This window comes from Micromonospora lutea, assembly GCF_016863535.1.
Classification (GTDB): domain Bacteria; phylum Actinomycetota; class Actinomycetes; order Mycobacteriales; family Micromonosporaceae; genus Micromonospora; species Micromonospora lutea.
In genome coordinates, this window is record NZ_BOPB01000002.1 from 45,609 (window position 1) to 60,821 (window position 15,213).

Annotated in this window: 12 protein-coding genes and 2 pseudogenes; 7 read left to right on the top strand and 7 right to left on the bottom strand. The window is 69.3% G+C overall.

The window, feature by feature from the left end; translation table 11 throughout:
* Positions 1–52: 52 nt before the first annotated feature.
* A complete protein-coding gene (locus Vlu01_RS01765; protein WP_203991822.1) occupies positions 53–412 on the bottom strand; it encodes a CBS domain-containing protein in 360 nt (119 codons plus the stop codon).
* A 124-nt stretch (positions 413–536) separates the two neighbouring features.
* Positions 537–986 (bottom strand): CBS domain-containing protein, encoded by a 450-nt coding sequence (locus Vlu01_RS01770; RefSeq protein WP_203991834.1) that lies wholly within the window; start codon positions 984–986, stop codon positions 537–539.
* A 287-nt stretch (positions 987–1,273) separates the two neighbouring features.
* On the opposite strand from Vlu01_RS01770, the gene Vlu01_RS01775 reads away from it, so the two are divergent.
* Positions 1,274–1,753, top strand: coding sequence for an aromatic ring-opening dioxygenase LigA (locus Vlu01_RS01775; protein WP_203991838.1), 480 nt, complete (start codon positions 1,274–1,276; stop codon positions 1,751–1,753).
* 404 nt (positions 1,754–2,157) lie between these two features.
* Here the strand turns inward: Vlu01_RS01775 and Vlu01_RS01780 are convergent, their stop codons facing one another.
* On the bottom strand, positions 2,158–3,201 hold the full coding sequence (locus tag Vlu01_RS01780) for a zinc-dependent alcohol dehydrogenase family protein (RefSeq protein WP_203991841.1): 1,044 nt from the start codon (positions 3,199–3,201) through the stop codon (positions 2,158–2,160).
* Between the two features lie 155 nt (positions 3,202–3,356).
* Positions 3,357–3,827: a universal stress protein gene (locus Vlu01_RS01785; RefSeq protein ID WP_203991844.1), complete on the bottom strand. Its 471-nt coding sequence runs from the start codon at positions 3,825–3,827 to the stop codon at positions 3,357–3,359.
* Here Vlu01_RS01785 and Vlu01_RS01790 point away from each other — a divergent pair.
* The gene (locus tag Vlu01_RS01790) at positions 3,826–4,263 is read left to right on the top strand and encodes an SDR family NAD(P)-dependent oxidoreductase (RefSeq protein ID WP_203991861.1); all 438 of its coding nucleotides are present in this window, start codon (positions 3,826–3,828) and stop codon (positions 4,261–4,263) included. The two genes, Vlu01_RS01785 and Vlu01_RS01790, sit on opposite strands and share 2 nt — an antisense overlap.
* Before the next feature lie 49 nt (positions 4,264–4,312).
* Here Vlu01_RS01790 and Vlu01_RS01795 read toward each other — a convergent pair whose 3' ends face one another.
* Positions 4,313–4,801, bottom strand: a complete 489-nt coding sequence (locus Vlu01_RS01795; protein ID WP_239095634.1) for a nitroreductase/quinone reductase family protein — start codon at positions 4,799–4,801, stop codon at positions 4,313–4,315.
* A gap of 124 nt (positions 4,802–4,925) precedes the next feature.
* Here Vlu01_RS01795 and Vlu01_RS01800 point away from each other — a divergent pair.
* The 3 genes and pseudogenes from Vlu01_RS01800 to Vlu01_RS01810 form a co-directional block, all read left to right on the top strand.
* Positions 4,926–5,285 (top strand): annotated as a pseudogene (locus tag Vlu01_RS01800) (universal stress protein); the annotation flags it as partial.
* A 42-nt stretch (positions 5,286–5,327) separates the two neighbouring features.
* On the top strand, positions 5,328–8,078 hold the full coding sequence (locus tag Vlu01_RS01805; RefSeq protein WP_203991864.1) for a cation-translocating P-type ATPase: 2,751 nt from the start codon (positions 5,328–5,330) through the stop codon (positions 8,076–8,078).
* Between the two features lie 62 nt (positions 8,079–8,140).
* Positions 8,141–10,609, top strand: a complete 2,469-nt coding sequence (locus tag Vlu01_RS01810; RefSeq protein WP_203991867.1) for a phosphoketolase family protein — start codon at positions 8,141–8,143, stop codon at positions 10,607–10,609.
* 161 nt (positions 10,610–10,770) lie between these two features.
* On the opposite strand, the gene Vlu01_RS01815 is transcribed toward Vlu01_RS01810, so the two are convergent.
* Positions 10,771–11,370 carry a CueP family metal-binding protein gene (locus Vlu01_RS01815; RefSeq protein ID WP_203991885.1) on the bottom strand — a complete coding sequence of 200 codons (600 nt, stop codon included), beginning with the start codon at positions 11,368–11,370 and terminating at the stop codon, positions 10,771–10,773.
* A 247-nt stretch (positions 11,371–11,617) separates the two neighbouring features.
* On the opposite strand from Vlu01_RS01815, the gene Vlu01_RS01820 reads away from it, so the two are divergent.
* Positions 11,618–13,501 carry a heavy metal translocating P-type ATPase gene (locus Vlu01_RS01820; RefSeq protein ID WP_203991888.1) on the top strand — a complete coding sequence of 628 codons (1,884 nt, stop codon included), beginning with the start codon at positions 11,618–11,620 and terminating at the stop codon, positions 13,499–13,501.
* 34 nt (positions 13,502–13,535) lie between these two features.
* On the top strand, positions 13,536–13,712 hold the full coding sequence (locus tag Vlu01_RS01825; protein WP_203991891.1) for a hypothetical protein: 177 nt from the start codon (positions 13,536–13,538) through the stop codon (positions 13,710–13,712).
* A gap of 74 nt (positions 13,713–13,786) precedes the next feature.
* Here the strand turns inward: Vlu01_RS01825 and Vlu01_RS01830 are convergent.
* A pseudogene (locus Vlu01_RS01830) lies at positions 13,787–14,143 on the bottom strand (sulfite exporter TauE/SafE family protein); the annotation flags it as partial.
* Positions 14,144–15,213: the final 1,070 nt, after the last annotated feature.

The following is a 15,213-nucleotide window of genomic DNA, read 5'->3' on the forward strand; positions in this document are numbered from 1 at the left end:
GGCGATGTTCGTGGCCGCGATCGGGTGGCTGCCCCCCGGTCGGCGGCCCACCTCAACCGGCCAGGAGGGCGATCAGGTCGCTTCCGGTGACGATGCCCATCGGTAGGCCGTCCGGGTTGATGACCGCGACGGCGTCTACGCCTCCGGCTCGCATCAGCCGCGCGGCGTCGACCACGTGCGCCTCGGAGTTGACCACCGCCGGGTCCGGGTCCAGCGCCTGCGCGACGGTGAGCTGGGACAGTGCGGCGTTGTCATGTGCCCACGCCGCGGCGACCGCCCGGTCGGCGAGTACGCCCACGCATCGCCCGGCCGCGTCGACGACGACAAGGTGGCGACGCCCGGTGCGAACCATCGCCTCCAGCGCGTCACCGAGCCGTGTGTCGACGGAGACGGAGATGACAGGGCTGCTCATCACCTCGGTTACCGGTCGACGTACCCGTCGTGCGGCTCCGCCTTCGGCCTGGTGTCCTGATACGTAGATCGCCCGCATGATCGTCTCCAAGCGTCCTATATCGCGTGCAATCCGAGTGTCGACGTCACGTAATGCCGCCGAAGGTGCTGCGTTCGGACCATCCTTCAACGAGCTGGGTGTCGTCGAAGTCGAACCAGAGCTCGTTGACCACTTGCACGACGCCGCTGACCTGTGCGGCGAGGCGGCCGGCAATCTCCACCGAGGTCTTGCGATCCAACCGCCCACTCAACCGGACCACTCCGTCGTGCACGGTCACCTGGACGAGGCCGTCCTGCACCGCGAGGACCCGGCGCAGCACCTCCTGGACCACATCGTGGCGGATCTCGGCGTCCGAACGCAGGTGCACCAGGTCTGCCTCGGATACGACACCGACGACGTGCTGGAACCGGTCGACCACCGGCACCGCACTGACGTGCCGTTGCATGAGCACATCAACGATCTCCCGGTACGGCGTGTCGTCCTGTACCGTCGCGACGTCCGTACTCATCACGTCTCGCACCTGCCAGCTCCGCATCGCGACCTCCTCGTCCGACTCCACTGTACGAGCCTGCCGACGGACTGATCAGAGTCGGACGTCCGCAGTCGACGGGACCTGCGGCCGGCCAGTTCCGGGCGATACGGCTCTGCCCCACGGCAGAGGCACAGGACGCCCTACGAGGGCTGATGTGGCTCACCGTCCGGATACTCGTCGCCCTCTGACTTCGTTCGCCTGCACGTTGGTGCTGACGATCACCACTGAGTAGAAAGATGTAGACCTCGCTGCGACAGCGGGGCCTACGTCACACCGATGAGGGAGACTTGATGAGTACTTCGACCGAGTCCGCCGCGACCACCCCGAGGGCCGTCGGCTCGACCGTGCGGCTGCTGTCGATCCTGGTGATCGTCGCGGGCCTGATTATGCTGGTGGCAGGCGCGGCTACCTGGTTCACCGTACAGAGCCAACTGGCCGACGAGCGCATCACCGTGTCCGACGACGCGGACTGGTTCGCCGGTGAAAAAATCAACGGTCCGCTCACCGCGTACTCGGAGGCGGAGGTTATCGAGAAGCACGCGCTGGAGGCTAGCGGAGGGAAGACCTACGCCGAGATGGACCGGGAGGATCCCGCGCGAACGGTCGTGATGAACGGTTCGTTCCTGCGTGCGTCCCTGTTCACCTCGGTGGTGTCCTTCGGCGTCGCCGCCATGGCAATGGGCCTCGGCGTGGTGGTAATGCTGATCGGCTGGGCTCTGTTGGCCGTGTCGCGCCAGCTGAACGCCGTCGCGTCACCGGCGGCCTCCTAGCTGCTCCACTCGGTGCCTGGGCCGGGAAACGGCTGGGCGGCTGCGTTGAGCCGCCCAGCCGTTCGCGGTTGCGGTGCTGTCGCCGGGCCTAGGCCGTTGGCGACGAACGGCGTCGCGTGGCGGTAGAGGCCACTTGACCGACCGGAAGACCGATGGCATCGGCGGGAAGCCTTCGGCGCCGCGGTCCGTCTGCACACCGATCGGTCGCCACATCACCCTCGTACGCCCGACCTGGCCACGAGCGGGATCGTAGGTCCGGCTCGCGAGCGGCACCGCGGGACGCTGCGGGACCACTGTCCGGCGGCGAACTGGACCGGGCCCGGCGATGGCGCGCGCGGCTCGGCGTCCGGCAGACCGGTAGGCCCCAACCATCCGTCGCGTCGCGGCCTGGCCGGTCCAGTCGGTCAGGCCCGGGTGAGCACGACCTTCAGGGCGCCGGTGTCGCCGGGACGGGTGAACACGTCGTAGGCGGCCGGGAAGTCGGCCAGGGCGAATCGGTGGGTGACGAAGCGTGCCGGGTCGATCTGACCGGCAGCGACCAGTCGTAGCAGGGTCGGTGTGGAGTAGGTGTCCACCAGGCCGGTGGTGATCGTGACGTTCTTGATCCACAGGTCTTCGAGGTGCAGCGGGGCTGGCTTGCCGTGCACGCCGACGTTGGCGACGCGGCCCCCGGGGCGGATCAGCCGCGTGCACAACTCGAAGGTTTCGGGCACGCCGACGGCCTCGATGGCCACGTCGGCACCGAGGCCGTCGGTGAGGTCGTTCACCCGGGCGACCGGGTCCTGTTGTCCGTTGTTGACTACGATGTCGGCGCCGAAGTTCCGGGCGGCGTCCAGCCGGCTGTCGGCAAGGTCGATCGCGACGACGTGGCCCGGCGACAGGAGCCGGGCGGCCAGGATCGCGGCCAGCCCGATCGGGCCGGCGCCGACGACTGCGACGGTGTCGCCGGGCCGTACGCCGCCGTTGAGGACGCCGACCTCGTAGGAGGTGGGCAGGATGTCGGCGAGCATGAGCACCTGTTCGTCGCTGACTCCGGGTGGGACCGGGTAGGTGGAGTTGTCGGCGAACGGCACCCGTACCTGCTCGGCCTGGGTGCCGTCAATGCGGTGTCCGAGGATCCAGCCGCCTCCGCCCCGGCACTGCCCGTACGCCTGGTCCCGACAGTAGCGGCACCGGCCGCATGCGGTGATACAGGACACCAGCACCCGGTCGCCGGGCTTGACGTTCTTCACGCCCGCACCGATCTCGGTCACGGTGCCGACGGCCTCGTGGCCGAGGATCCGGCCGTCGGTGACCGCCGGCACGTCACCTTTGAGGATGTGCAGGTCGGTGCCGCAGATCGTCACCGTGTCGACCCGAACGACCGCGTCGGTGTCGTCGATGATGGTCGGGTCCGGCACCTCCTCCCAGCTCTTGTTGCCGGGTCCGTGGTAGACCATCGCACGCATGGCCAAATCTCCATTTCCTCGACGACGATTCCATCCTCGCAGGCTAAGAGCCGTCCCCCAGCGGAAAGGCCTCGATGTCAGCCGATACGACGCTCCGAGGTCCGAGGCCCGGCAGGTAGGCCCAACGCGGGACCCGCGGTTCTGCCGAGGGCCCCTCAGCCGCGTGTCGCCGGCTCCGCGGGCGGCGCTGCCGACACCGGCACCGGGATGACGACCACCGGGCACGCCGCGAGCCGGATGCACTCCTCGCTGACCGAGCCGAGGACGGTGTGCCGCAGCCGGCTGTGCCCGTGGCTGCCGAGCACGAGCAGGTCGGCCGTGCGGGCCGCTGCCGCGAGTGCCGGCGCGGCCCGGCCCTCGACGACTTCCCCGGCGACGGGATGCGAGGTGCCGTGCCGGGCGGCCAGTGCGGTGAGTTCGCGTTCCAGGATCGCCTCGGCGTGCCGCTTCTCGTCGGTGGGGTTGGTCGCGATGGCCGGGCCGGTCTCGATGCCGTCCCATCGCCACGCGATCACCGCCTGAACGGTGCCGCCGCGGGCGGACGCCTCCTTGGCCGCCCAGTCGAGCGCCCGACGGCCGCCCTCGGAGCCGTCCACGCCGACCACGATCAGATAGTTGCCCGTCATGGTAGGACCTCACCTTCGCCCACATCCTGCACCCAGTATCCGACCGGTCGTGGCGAATCGGGCAGAAGCCAAAGCCCTCCCCAGGAGGGCCGATAGGCCCGGCCGGCTGCTCTGCGACGAGGGCGGAGCACCGTCACCGTCGCCCGGTCGCATCCGAGCCAGGTGGGCCGAGCGGGCATTTGAGGCACAGCCTGAACTCGCCTCGCTACGCCGGACGGGTCCGGTCGTCACCGGGGCTGGATCGGGTATCGGTCAGGCGATCGTCCGTCAACTCGCCGCGGAGGGAGCCACCGTCGTCGGATGCGACGTCGACGCCGCTGGCCTGGCGTTGACGCTCGAGCTGACGGAGAAGGACGGGTTCAGCGCCACCTTCGTGATGAGCGACCCAGACCTGCGCCACGGCGTCCACGAGGATCGACGACGGGACCCGCGGTAAGAGACCTGGCACGCGCTCGCACCGGGCACCTTTTCGGATCTCCGGCGGTTCATCGGGACCTGCCGGCAAACTCGACGCGGAAGGCGGGGTAGCGCGCAGCGATTTCTTCGAACTCGGCCAGGGGTGCGTGCCGGTCGACCGGGAGGTGGGGTCGTGCTCCCGGCACCTTCTGCAGATACCGCTTCAGGATCGGCGCTCGCTGGTCGATCGGAACCGGGACCAGGCGGCAGGCCCTGGCGCGTCCATGCCGGATGGTCGCTTGGCCGTCGGCGGCGTGCACGTTGCGTACCCAGTTGCAGTTCTCGCCCAGCATGGACACCAGGTACCACTCGCCCTGCCAGTCGGCCATGCCCAGCGGAAACCGGGTGAGTCGTCCGCTACGACGCCCGACGACCTCCAGCGTCACCCAGCGCCGGGGAAACAGACCGACGCCCTGCACGGCCGCCCAGAAACGCGCAAAGCGGCGAGCCGTGGCATCACCCCGCCCTCCCGCGTACATCTTGCGAAGGTCGTCATCGGAAAAGGGCCAGCGTCCCATCGCTCCTCCATCTGGCTGCCGCGCGACCGTTGCCCGGGTCCGGCAGCCTACTCTTGCCTGCGGAGCTGTGCGGGCCCCGCCGACCTCACCCAGCCACCAGTGGAGGACTGGCGGTGCACGCCTGCTCTACCCGACGCCGGTGTCGCCGGGTGACATGCTTCCGCTGGTGTACGACCTGGATGCGTTGGCCGCCGAGGCGGACCGGAGCCTCACCGAGTCCCTCGCCGGTCTCGCGGCGCGGTACCCGGATGTGCAGGTTCAGCGGCGGCTGCTGCGGGGGTCCCCGGCCAAAGTGCTGGTAGAGGAATCGAAGATCGCTCAGCTGGTTGTCGTCGGAGGCCGTGGTCGAGGCGCGCTCAGTGGGCTGCTGCTCGGCTCGGTCAGCCACGCGGTCCTTCATCACGCTCACTGCCCGGTGGCGATCCTGCACCACGTACGGGATGCCGCAGCGGCCGTGGACAAGCCCCACCGACAGCACTCTTGATCCGGTAGGCGCAGGCGCGGTGTGGCCGGGAATGATGTGGACATGGTTCAGCCAGCGACGACGTCGGCCCCCGCGTGGTACGCACTCCCCGCCGAACGTGCTGTGCAGGAATTGGGAGTGGACCAGGCGAGCGGCCTGTCGTCGGTGGAAGCGGCCCGCCGGTTGGAGCGCTACGGTCCTAACCGGCTCGTTGAGGCAGCGCGAGAGTCTCGGCTGCGGGCATTCCTGCGGCAGTTTCAGAATGCGCTGATCCTGATCCTGCTCGGCTCGGCGATGGTGAGCCTGATCGTGAGCCGGGAGTGGGAGACACCGGTCGCGATCGCGGTGGTGGTGCTCTTCAACGCGATGATCGGCTTCGTCCAGGAGGCACGGGCGGAGGCGTCACTGGAAGCGTTGCGGCGGATGCTGGTTACGACAGCGACGGTTCGCCGGGACGGGCGACTGGTGCGGCTGGACGCCGCGCAGTTGGTTCCGGGAGACGTGGTTGAGGTGGAAGCGGGCGCACGGGTCCCTGCCGACGCTCGGCTGCTGCGCTCGGCCTCCCTGGAGGTACAGGAGTCATCCCTGACCGGCGAGGCGCAGGCGGTGGTCAAGGCGGCGGACGCGGAGGTCGACGAGCGGGCCCCGTTGGGCGACAGGGCGACTGCGCTGTTCATGAACACCATGGTGACCCGGGGCCACGCGATAGCCGTCGTCACCGCCACCGGGATGGCGACCGAGACCGGTCGCATCGCTGGCCTGCTGCAGGACGCGAAGCCGGGAGCTACGCCGTTGCAGCGCCAGATCGACACGCTCGGCCGCACCCTTGCCGTCATCGCCGGCGTGGTCATCGTGATCGTGTTCGTCCTGGGCTTGGTGCGCGGGCAGGACTTCGGGGACCTGTTCATCAGCGCGGTCTCGCTGGCGGTGGCCGCCATCCCGGAAGGGTTGCCCGCGGTGGTGGCGTTCACGCTGGCGGTGGGTACTGGCCGGCTGGCCAGACGCGGCGCCATCGTCAAGCGGCTCGCGTCGGTGGAAACGCTGGGCAGCACCTCGCAGATCTGCACCGACAAGACCGGCACCCTGACGCTCAACCAGATGACGGCCCGGGAGCTGGTGCTGGCGGGTCGGCGGTTCACCGTGTCCGGAGAGGGGTACGCCACCGAAGGGCGGATTCGCACCACCGACGGATCGCCGGTGCCCGACACGCTCGACGAAGCGTTGATCGCCATGGCCTTGTGCAGCGACGCCGTGCTGCGTGACGGCGAGCTGGTCGGCGATCCCACCGAGGGGGCGATGGTGGTGCTGGCGGAGAAGGGCGGCGTCGATGTGGACGTCCTGCGTCAGCAGCGCCCCCGGCTGCTGGAGGTTCCGTTCGACGCGGACTACAAGTTCATGGCGACGTTCCATCGGTGGACCGACGAGCACGGCCGGGACGTGGTCCGGTGCTTCGTCAAGGGTGCCCCGGACGTGTTGGCCGCCCGCGCCGACCGCTACCACGGCGGCGCGGAGGTCGTGCCGTTCGATGACGACGTCCAGGCCAAGTACGACCAGGCCAACGCGAGGCTGGCCGGGCAGGGCATGCGGGTGCTTGCCGTCGGCACGCAGGACTTCCCGGCGGATGGATTCGATCCCACTGACGACCTGAAGGACATGCTGGATCGGGTCGTCGTGGTCGCGCTGGTGGGGATCGTGGACCCGCCGCGACCTGAGGCGGGTCAGGCCATCGCCGAGTGCCGGGCCGCCGGCATCCGGGTCCGGATGATCACTGGCGACCATGTCGTCACGGCCGGCGCGATCGCCGCGGAGCTGGGCATCGCCGGACAGGCGGTGAGCGGCACGGACCTCGATCGGATTGAGGATGACGCCGAGTTGGGCCGACGACTCGATGACATCGGGGTCATCGCTCGCGTCTCCCCGGAACACAAGATCCGCATCGTTCGGGCGCTGCGGGCCCGCGGTGACGTGGTGGCGATGACGGGCGACGGGGTCAACGACGCTCCTGCGCTGCGCGAAGCGGACATCGGGATTGCGATGGGCCGCAGCGGCACCGAGGTCACCAAGGAAGCCGCAACGATGGTCCTCACTGATGACAACTTCGCCACCATCGTGCGGGCGGTGCGCGAGGGGCGCGGCATCTACGAGAACATCGTCAACTTCACACGCTTCCAGGTCTCGACCGCGTTCGGCTTCGTGTTGACGTTCCTCGTCGCGTCGCTGACCGGCGTCGCTGGCGGCATGCCGTTCACCGCCTTGCAGATCCTGTTCGTCAACCTCGTCATGGACGGCCCACCGGCTATGTCGATCGGCGTCGATCCGATTGGTGTGGATGCGATGAAGCGGTCACCGCGGCCCGGCGGGGAGCGCATCCTCACTCCGCAGCGGCTCTGGCGGATCCTGCTGGCTAGTGCCGTGATGGCCGCCGGAACCCTCGCGGTCCTGGCGCTGGCGCCAGGACCGGAGCCGCAGCCGGGGCTTGCCACCGTGGCGGGCACCATGGCGTTCGCCACCTTCGTGTTCTTTCAGGTGTTCAACCTGCTCAATGTGCGGCATTTCACTCGCAGCGTCTTCGCTCGCGAGACACTGAACAATCCGTCGGCGTTCGTCGCCACCGCGGTCGTCGTCGTGCTCTTGGCGCTGGTGGTCGAAATGGAGCCCTTGCGCCGCTTCTTCACCACCGTCGACCTCACCTCCGGCCAGTGGCTTGCATGCGTCGCGGCCGGTTCGACCATCGTGGTGGCCAGTGAACTCCTCAAGGCCCTCACCCGTGCCAGACTGCGCCGGCGGAAGGTTGCGTGGACACCTGCGACGTAGGAGACCGAGCGGGACGCACGTCCCAAGTCGGCGTCCGACGCGACGGCGGAGCAACAGCATCAATGCCCGGGCAGCGTGCTTGTGAAAGGATCGCGTTCGTGACTGCCTTTGTGAACCAGCGCGCCGCGCTCGACATCGACGATCACCTGCCGGCAGTGCTCGCACACCCCAGCGAGGAGGAGGTCGCGCAGCTGGACGCGTGGTGGCGGGCCAACAACTACCTGACGGTGGGGCAGATCTACCTGCGCGGCAACCCCCTGATGCGGGAGCCGCTCAGGCCGGAGCACATCAAGCCGCGGCTGCTCGGGCACTGGGGCACCAGCCCTGGCCTGTCATTGATCTATGCGCACGTCTCACGGCTGATCAAGCGGACCGGACAGCAGACCATCTACCTCACTGGGCCGGGTCACGGAGGGCCGGCCCTCGTGGCGGCCGGTTACCTGGAAGGCACCTACAGCGAAATTTACCCGGGCGTCTCGCAGGACGAGGCCGGCATGCTGCGGCTGTTCCGGCAGTTCTCCAGCCCCGGCGGCATTCCCAGCCACGTGTCGGTGACGACCCCCGGCTCCATCCACGAGGGTGGCGAGCTGGGCTACGTGTTGGTACATGCCTTCGGTGCGGTGATGGACAACCCCGATCTGCTGGCGGTCGCGGTGGTGGGCGACGGCGAGGCCGAGACCGGCCCGCTGGAGGGCTCGTGGAAGGGCGTCTCGTTCATCAACCCGGTCCACGACGGCGCAGTGCTGCCGATCCTGCACCTCAACGGCGCAAAGATCGCCGGTCCGACGGTACTCGCCCGCAAGAGCCGCGAGGAGGTCCGCTCACTGCTGGAGGGCCACGGCTACGAGCTGATCGAGGTCGAGGGCTCCGACCTGCCGGGCATGCACCATCGGTTCGCCGCCGCGCTGACCGCCGCGTGGGTCAAGATCAGGACCATCCAGCAGGCCGCCCGCAGTGGCGACTGGGACGGCAGCCGGCCACGCTGGCCGCTCATTGTCCTGCGCTCGCCAAAGGGTTGGACCGGTCCCGAGCAGGTCGACGGGGTGACCGTGACCGGCACGTGGCGATCCCACCAGGTGCCGCTGTCCGGCGTCCGGGACAACGCCGAGCATCTGCGGATGCTCGAGCAGTGGCTGCTGTCGTACCGGCCGCAGGAACTGTTCGACGACAGTGGCGCGCCCAGCGAGCTGGTCCGGGCGCTGGCACCCGAGGGTGAGCTGCGGATGAGCGCGAGCCCGCACGCAAACGGGGGTCTGGTCACCCGCGACCTGGACCTGCCCGATTTCCGCGACTACGCGGTCGACGTCACGCAGCCGGCGCAGCTGCGTGCCGAGTCCACCCGCAAGCTGGGTGAGCTGATGCGCGACATTTACGCCCGCAACCCCGACCGGTTCCGGCTGTTCTGTCCCGACGAGACCAACAGCAACCGGCTCGGCGCGGTGTTCGAGGTCACCGACCGCGGTTTCATGGAGCAGGTGCATCCCGAGGACACCGCGATCAGCCGCGACGGGCGGGTGATGGAAGTACTCTCCGAGCACAACTGCCATGGCTGGCTGGAGGGCTACAACCTGACCGGCCGGCACGGAATTTTCGCCACCTACGAGGCGTTCGCCATGGTCAGCGCCTCACAGACGGTGCAGCACGGCAAGTGGCTGCAGGAGGCCGCGCACCTGCCCTGGCGGGCCAAGGTGCCCAGCCTCAACATCCTGCTGACCTCGACCGCCTGGCGCAACGACCACAACGGTTTCTCCCACCAGGGCCCCGGGCTGATCCAGGTCGTGCTCAACCAGCGCGGCACCGTTTCCCGGATCTACCTCCCGCCGGACGCGAACTGCCTGCTGTCGGTCGCCGACCACTGCTTCCGCTCCCGGTCCTACGTCAACCTGATCGTCATCGACAAGCAACCGCAGCTGCAGTGGCTCACCATCGACCAGGCGATCGAGCACTGCGCCCGCGGGGCGGGTGTCTGGGAATGGGCCGGCACCGACGACGGCGCCAGCGACCCGGACATCGTGCTCGCCTGCGCCGGTGACGTGGTGACGATGGAGACGGTGGCCGCAGCGCAGATCCTCAAGCAGCGGCTGCCCACGATGAAGGTGCGCGTGGTCAACGTCGTCAACCTGATGACACTGCCGCGCCCCAAGGACCACCCCCACGGCATGAGCTCGACCCAGTTCACCGAGCTGTTCACCGACACGGTGGACGTGGTGTTCGCGTTCCACGGCTACCCCGGCGCGATCCACCAGCTGGTGCACGGCCGGCCCGATGCCGACCGGTTCCGGGTGCGCGGCTTCATCGAGGAGGGCACCACCACCACACCGTTCGACATGACCGTCCGCAACCGGGCGTCGCGCTACCACCTCGTCATGGATGCGATCAACAACGCCAAGCGGTTGCCACGCGGTGCGACGGACCTCAAGGAATGGTGCGAGGCGCAGCTTGCCCGCCACCACGAGTACGTGGTCGAGCACCTGGAGGACATGCCCGAGGTTCGCGACTGGTCACTCGGCGACTGGGCCGAGCCGGCCTGACCTTTCCGTTGGTGAGGTCGTGGTGTACCGACCTGCGGCAGCCGGCCCTCCTCCGGCACCGCGATGCGGTCACCGAACGTAATCGCTATCCGCTCAAGCGCTGGTGAGCCTGTTGCGGCAAATCGAAACCAAGCCGACCGGCACCGTAGCACCGGTCGCTCTTAGGAGAGCTTCAGTGTGGTCAGGCAGGTGGGCGCATCCTGACCGGTGGCAATCTTGGCGGTGCCGGTTCTGCCGTCGTGGGTGACCCGCAGGGTGCCCTGGATGTCCCGGGGGAGCCAGAAGCCGACGAAGCCGTTGGCGAAGGTCGTCTGGGTCCGGTCGACGAGCAGCGTGCCGGTGGTGTCATCAACGATCTCGACCTGTACGTCCGTGCCGGCGAGCTCGCCCTTGCAGGTGGTCAGCGAGTGATGGAAGCAGTCGTGGGTGCGGTTCACGTACGGCGCGACAGACAGGTAGAAGCGGTCGTCGGGGATGTCGAGGGTGAGCTCCTGCCCTGCGCCGGACAGCACCAGTTCGTGCGAGCGTACTGATGCCTTCAGGTCGGCGGGCCGATCGTCGCCGGCCAGCCGGTCAAGGTGGTCGATGATCTCGGTGGTGTTTTTGCCGGCGAGGCCGTGTCTGTCCAGCAGCGCTTCGGTGTCGGCCGATGCCGCCGATGAGGCCGCCGCCGTCGGGTCGGCGGTCTGGTCGTCTCCTCCGGTCGCGCAACCGGTCAGCAGCAGCGCTGACACCGCGGTCGTGGCGACGAGTCGCTTCATCACTTTGTCCTCCGAACCTGGCCGGGCGCCTACCGTGGGCAACCGCGTTTCCACGATCACCTGGCCGTAGCCGGCGTGCCAGGGTATTTGGTCTGGTATGGCCGGGACCGTTGGGGTGGCCGGCTGAGGGAGAGAAAGCGGCATCCTCCGGTCGATCGCACGGAGCGAAGGTCCCGTCCCCGCCGGATTCCTCGACCGGCCGGGGTTGTGGGGTGCGACGCCCGTTCGGTCTGCGACGATCTGCAGGGTGGGGGAGCCGCGGCAGTGCGTACCGGAGCAGCCGGCGCGGGCCGACCGGGGCCGCCGGTTGCTGCTGTGGGCGCCGCTGGTCGGGCTGACCGTGCTGGTGCTGGCCGGTGCGGCGGCCCGGATCGCGGGCCGGCTCGGTGTCGGCGACCTGTTGTGGGTGGCGGCCACCGTGGTGGCGCTGGTGCCGGCGGTCGTGTCGATGCTGCGGGACCTGCGGCAGCGCCGGTACGGCGTAGACGTGATCGCCGTCCTCGCGTTGGCCGGGTCACTCGGTGTCGGCGAGTATCTGGCCGGGGCGGTGATCGCGGTGATGGTGGCGACCGGCCGGGCGCTGGAGGCGTACGCCCAGGGTCGGGCGACCCGCGACCTGCGTGCGCTGCTCGCTCGCGCCCCGCGTACCGCCCGCCGGCGGACGCCGGACGGCTCCATCGAGGTGGTGCCGATGGACCGGGTGGCCGTCGGAGACGCGCTGCTCGTCGGCCCCGGTGACGTGGTGCCGGTCGACGGGCGGCTCGACGAGGCGGCCACGCTCGACGAGTCGGTGGTCACCGGCGAGTCGCGGTTGGTCCAGCGCCCGGCGGGGGAGCAGGTAGCGAGCGGCGTGGTCAACGCGGGCGCCGCGTTCGGAATGCGGGCGACGAAGGACGCGGCCGCCAGCACGTACGCGGGGATCGTCCGGCTGGCCCGCGAGGCCACCGCGCGGAAGGCCCCGACGGTGCGGTTGGCCGACCGGTACGCGGTCGCCTTCGTTCCGTTCACCCTCGTCCTCGCCGGCCTGGGCTGGCTGGTCTCCGGCGACGTCGTCCGGGCGGTGGCGGTGCTGGTGGTGGCCACACCCTGCCCGCTCCTGCTGGCCACGCCCATCGCGATCGTGTCCGGGCTGTCCCGCTCGGCCCGGCACGGCGTCCTGGTCCGCGACGGCGGCTCCCTCGAGCTGCTCGGCCGTGCCCGCACCCTGCTGGTCGACAAGACCGGCACGCTCACCACCGGGCGGCCGGAGGCGGCCGAGACGGTGACCGCGCCGGGCGTCACCGAGGACGAGGTGCTGGGCCTCGCCGCCTCGGTGGAGCAGCTCTCCCCGCACGTGCTGGCCCGCGCCCTGGTCGAGCACGCCCGCAAGCGAGGGCTGGCCCTCACCGAGCCGGTTGGCGTCACCGAGGAGCCCGGCCATGGCGTCCGCGGTCAGGTCGAGGGTCGGGAGGTGCGCGTCGGCCAGCTGGACGGCCCGCTGCCGCAGTGGGCGGAGTCGGCCTGCGCCCGCGCCGAACGCACCGGCCGGTCGGTGGTCTGGGTCGCCGGCGACGCCGGGCCGCTCGGCGCGATCCTGCTGGAGGATCCGGTACGCCCCGACGCCCCGCGCACCGTCGAACGGCTGCGGGCGGCCGGGCTGCGCCGGATCGTCATGGTCACCGGCGACCGGCCCGAGACCGCCGAGCGGGTGGCGCGCGCCGTCGGGGTCGACGATGTGGCCGCCCGGTGCACGCCCGCAGAGAAGGTGAACCGGGTCCGCGCCGAGGTCGACCGGGCGGTCACGGTGATGGTCGGCGACGGGGTGAACGACGCCCCCGCCCTGGCCACCGCGCACGTCGGCGTGGCGATGGGCGCCACCGGGGCGACCGCCTCGGCGGACGTGGCAGACGCGGTGCTCACCGTGGATCAGCTGGGCCGGCTGGCCGACGCCGTGGAGATCGCCCGGTACGCCCGGCGCATCGCCGTGCAGAGCGCCACGGTCGGGATGGGGCTGGCCGTGCTGGCCATGTTCGTGGCCGCGATCGGCTGGCTGCCCCCGGTCGGCGGTGCCTTCCTCCAGGAGGGCATCGACGTCCTGGTGATCCTCAACGCCCTGCGCGCCCTGCTCGGCCCACCCGGGCAGCGCGGTTGAGACGGGCTCGACGGGCCTGGTGGTGTCGCGGCGATTGAGCATCCAGACCACCTACTGGGGCAGCCGGCCGGAGTTGATCGAGGTGCTCGAACTGGGTGCCCGCGGGCTGGTCCGGCCGAAGGCGAGCACGTACGCGCTGGCGGACGCGATGACCGCGTACCAGCAGATGACCGAGGGCACGCTGGAAGGCCGCGCCGTCATCGTCCCCTGAGCCCTCGGGTGAAAGGAAGGGCCTTGTCAACCCACCCTCGGTAGTAAAAGGGTCCCTTCCAATCACCCCCGGGTAACGAATGCGCCCATGACGACCACGAACCAGCCGAACGCCGTGCGGAGTACGGCCTCGGGGACGCGCCCGGCGAGCCGGCCGCCGGCAAGGCTGCCGACGACGGCAGCGGTGGTCACCGCGGCCGCGAGGCTCCAGTCGATGCTGACGCTGGGCAGGTAGCCGGCCAGGCCGGCGATGGATTTCATCGCGATGACCACCAGCGAGGCGCCGACAGCCACGGGCATGGGCAGGCCGCCGAGCAGGGCGAGTGCGGGGACCACCAGGAAGCCTCCGCCGGCTCCGACGAGCCCGGTGACCAGGCCGACGACGGCGCCGTCCAGCACGACGCGCAGCAGCGGGAGTTCGCGGGACATGGGTGAGTGATGGAGGAGATTGATGGCAACCGGCGAGGCGATCACTTGCCGCGCAGGATGGGCAAGAGGCGAACCCGCAGCCAGTCCTCGCCCACCGCGACGATCGCTCCACAGACCAGGCCGGGGCGATGTGGTGACGGTGGGTGAGTCATTGCAATTGGATAAACCTCGACCATCGACAGTCACGCAAAGAAGTTGACAAGCTGCGTCGAGTGATTCGCCCCTTTGTGGTCGCCGGCATTCCGACTCGACCGGCGCTGCGGCAATCGGCCTTTCCTCGCTGTCGGTGTTGCAGATATTACGTACCGGGATCTCCGGCATTCGGGTGAAACTGCCGGCGATCGAACGGAACTGCCCAAAGCGGTGCCGCAAGCCGTCGTCGCGTTTACGCGTAGGGGCGCCGCGATGTGTCCGTGTGCGAGCAAGAACCGGCAACTCTGTCCCGATGAATCCCCGCGAAATGGCATTACCGCCGATTTTTCCGCGTAGTGGGTAGCCGTGCCGTGCCCGACTGGCGGCAGCGCTCAGGGCGCACCCGTGAGCGCTGCCGCCAGTCAGGAGCAGCCGTCGATCCGTAGCCTGGGCAGGGTGCCTGGCCTGGCCTTCATGTCACTGCTGATGACGAAACGTCGTCGTTACCCGCAGGACATCCGGCGAACATGTGTTTTTCACGGTGTGGCGCGGATTGAGCGGCCAGGTCCCTTGTCGGGTGGCGTGGAAGCGGCCTGCTCAAGAGTGGTTTCGAGCAATGCGGCGTAGTGGCTGCGCGCATTGCAGGCAGGGTCGGCCCTTGTGGGTATTGGTTTGTGCGTCGGTGGACGCGAATCGCGCTGAACCACGCGGTGAAGGCCGCTTTGCGAGAACGACAAAGCGGCGCATGTCACAACGGCCGAAGCGCTTTCATGGCCCTCGGTCTGGTGTGCGCGTATACACCCGAACTGATCTGGCGGTGGCCCATGGTAACAGGATCCTGTTCTCTTTCAACCCTGTATTCGCTCGCATTGACCTTGTACGCTCCTCCTGTCCTAACGGGAGACTCCTGCGTCGGCTATCGTTCTGATGAATGTGCTGGT

What these genes read in the sequence shown, in the direction of transcription:
- Vlu01_RS01765 (WP_203991822.1), bottom strand. Translation starts at nt 412, where the DNA reads ATGAGCAGCCCTGTCATCTCCGTCTCCGTCGACACACGGCTCGGTGAC.
- Vlu01_RS01770 (WP_203991834.1), bottom strand. Translation starts at nt 986, where the DNA reads ATGCGGAGCTGGCAGGTGCGAGACGTGATGAGTACGGACGTCGCGACG.
- Vlu01_RS01775 (WP_203991838.1), top strand. Translation starts at nt 1,274, where the DNA reads ATGAGTACTTCGACCGAGTCCGCCGCGACCACCCCGAGGGCCGTCGGC.
- Vlu01_RS01780 (WP_203991841.1), bottom strand. Translation starts at nt 3,201, where the DNA reads ATGCGTGCGATGGTCTACCACGGACCCGGCAACAAGAGCTGGGAGGAG.
- Vlu01_RS01790 (WP_203991861.1), top strand. Translation starts at nt 3,826, where the DNA reads ATGGTAGGACCTCACCTTCGCCCACATCCTGCACCCAGTATCCGACCG.
- Vlu01_RS01785 (WP_203991844.1), bottom strand. Translation starts at nt 3,827, where the DNA reads ATGACGGGCAACTATCTGATCGTGGTCGGCGTGGACGGCTCCGAGGGC.
- Vlu01_RS01795 (WP_239095634.1), bottom strand. Translation starts at nt 4,801, where the DNA reads ATGGGACGCTGGCCCTTTTCCGATGACGACCTTCGCAAGATGTACGCG.
- Vlu01_RS01805 (WP_203991864.1), top strand. Translation starts at nt 5,328, where the DNA reads ATGGTTCAGCCAGCGACGACGTCGGCCCCCGCGTGGTACGCACTCCCC.
- Vlu01_RS01810 (WP_203991867.1), top strand. Translation starts at nt 8,141, where the DNA reads ATGCCCGGGCAGCGTGCTTGTGAAAGGATCGCGTTCGTGACTGCCTTT.
- Vlu01_RS01815 (WP_203991885.1), bottom strand. Translation starts at nt 11,370, where the DNA reads ATGAAGCGACTCGTCGCCACGACCGCGGTGTCAGCGCTGCTGCTGACC.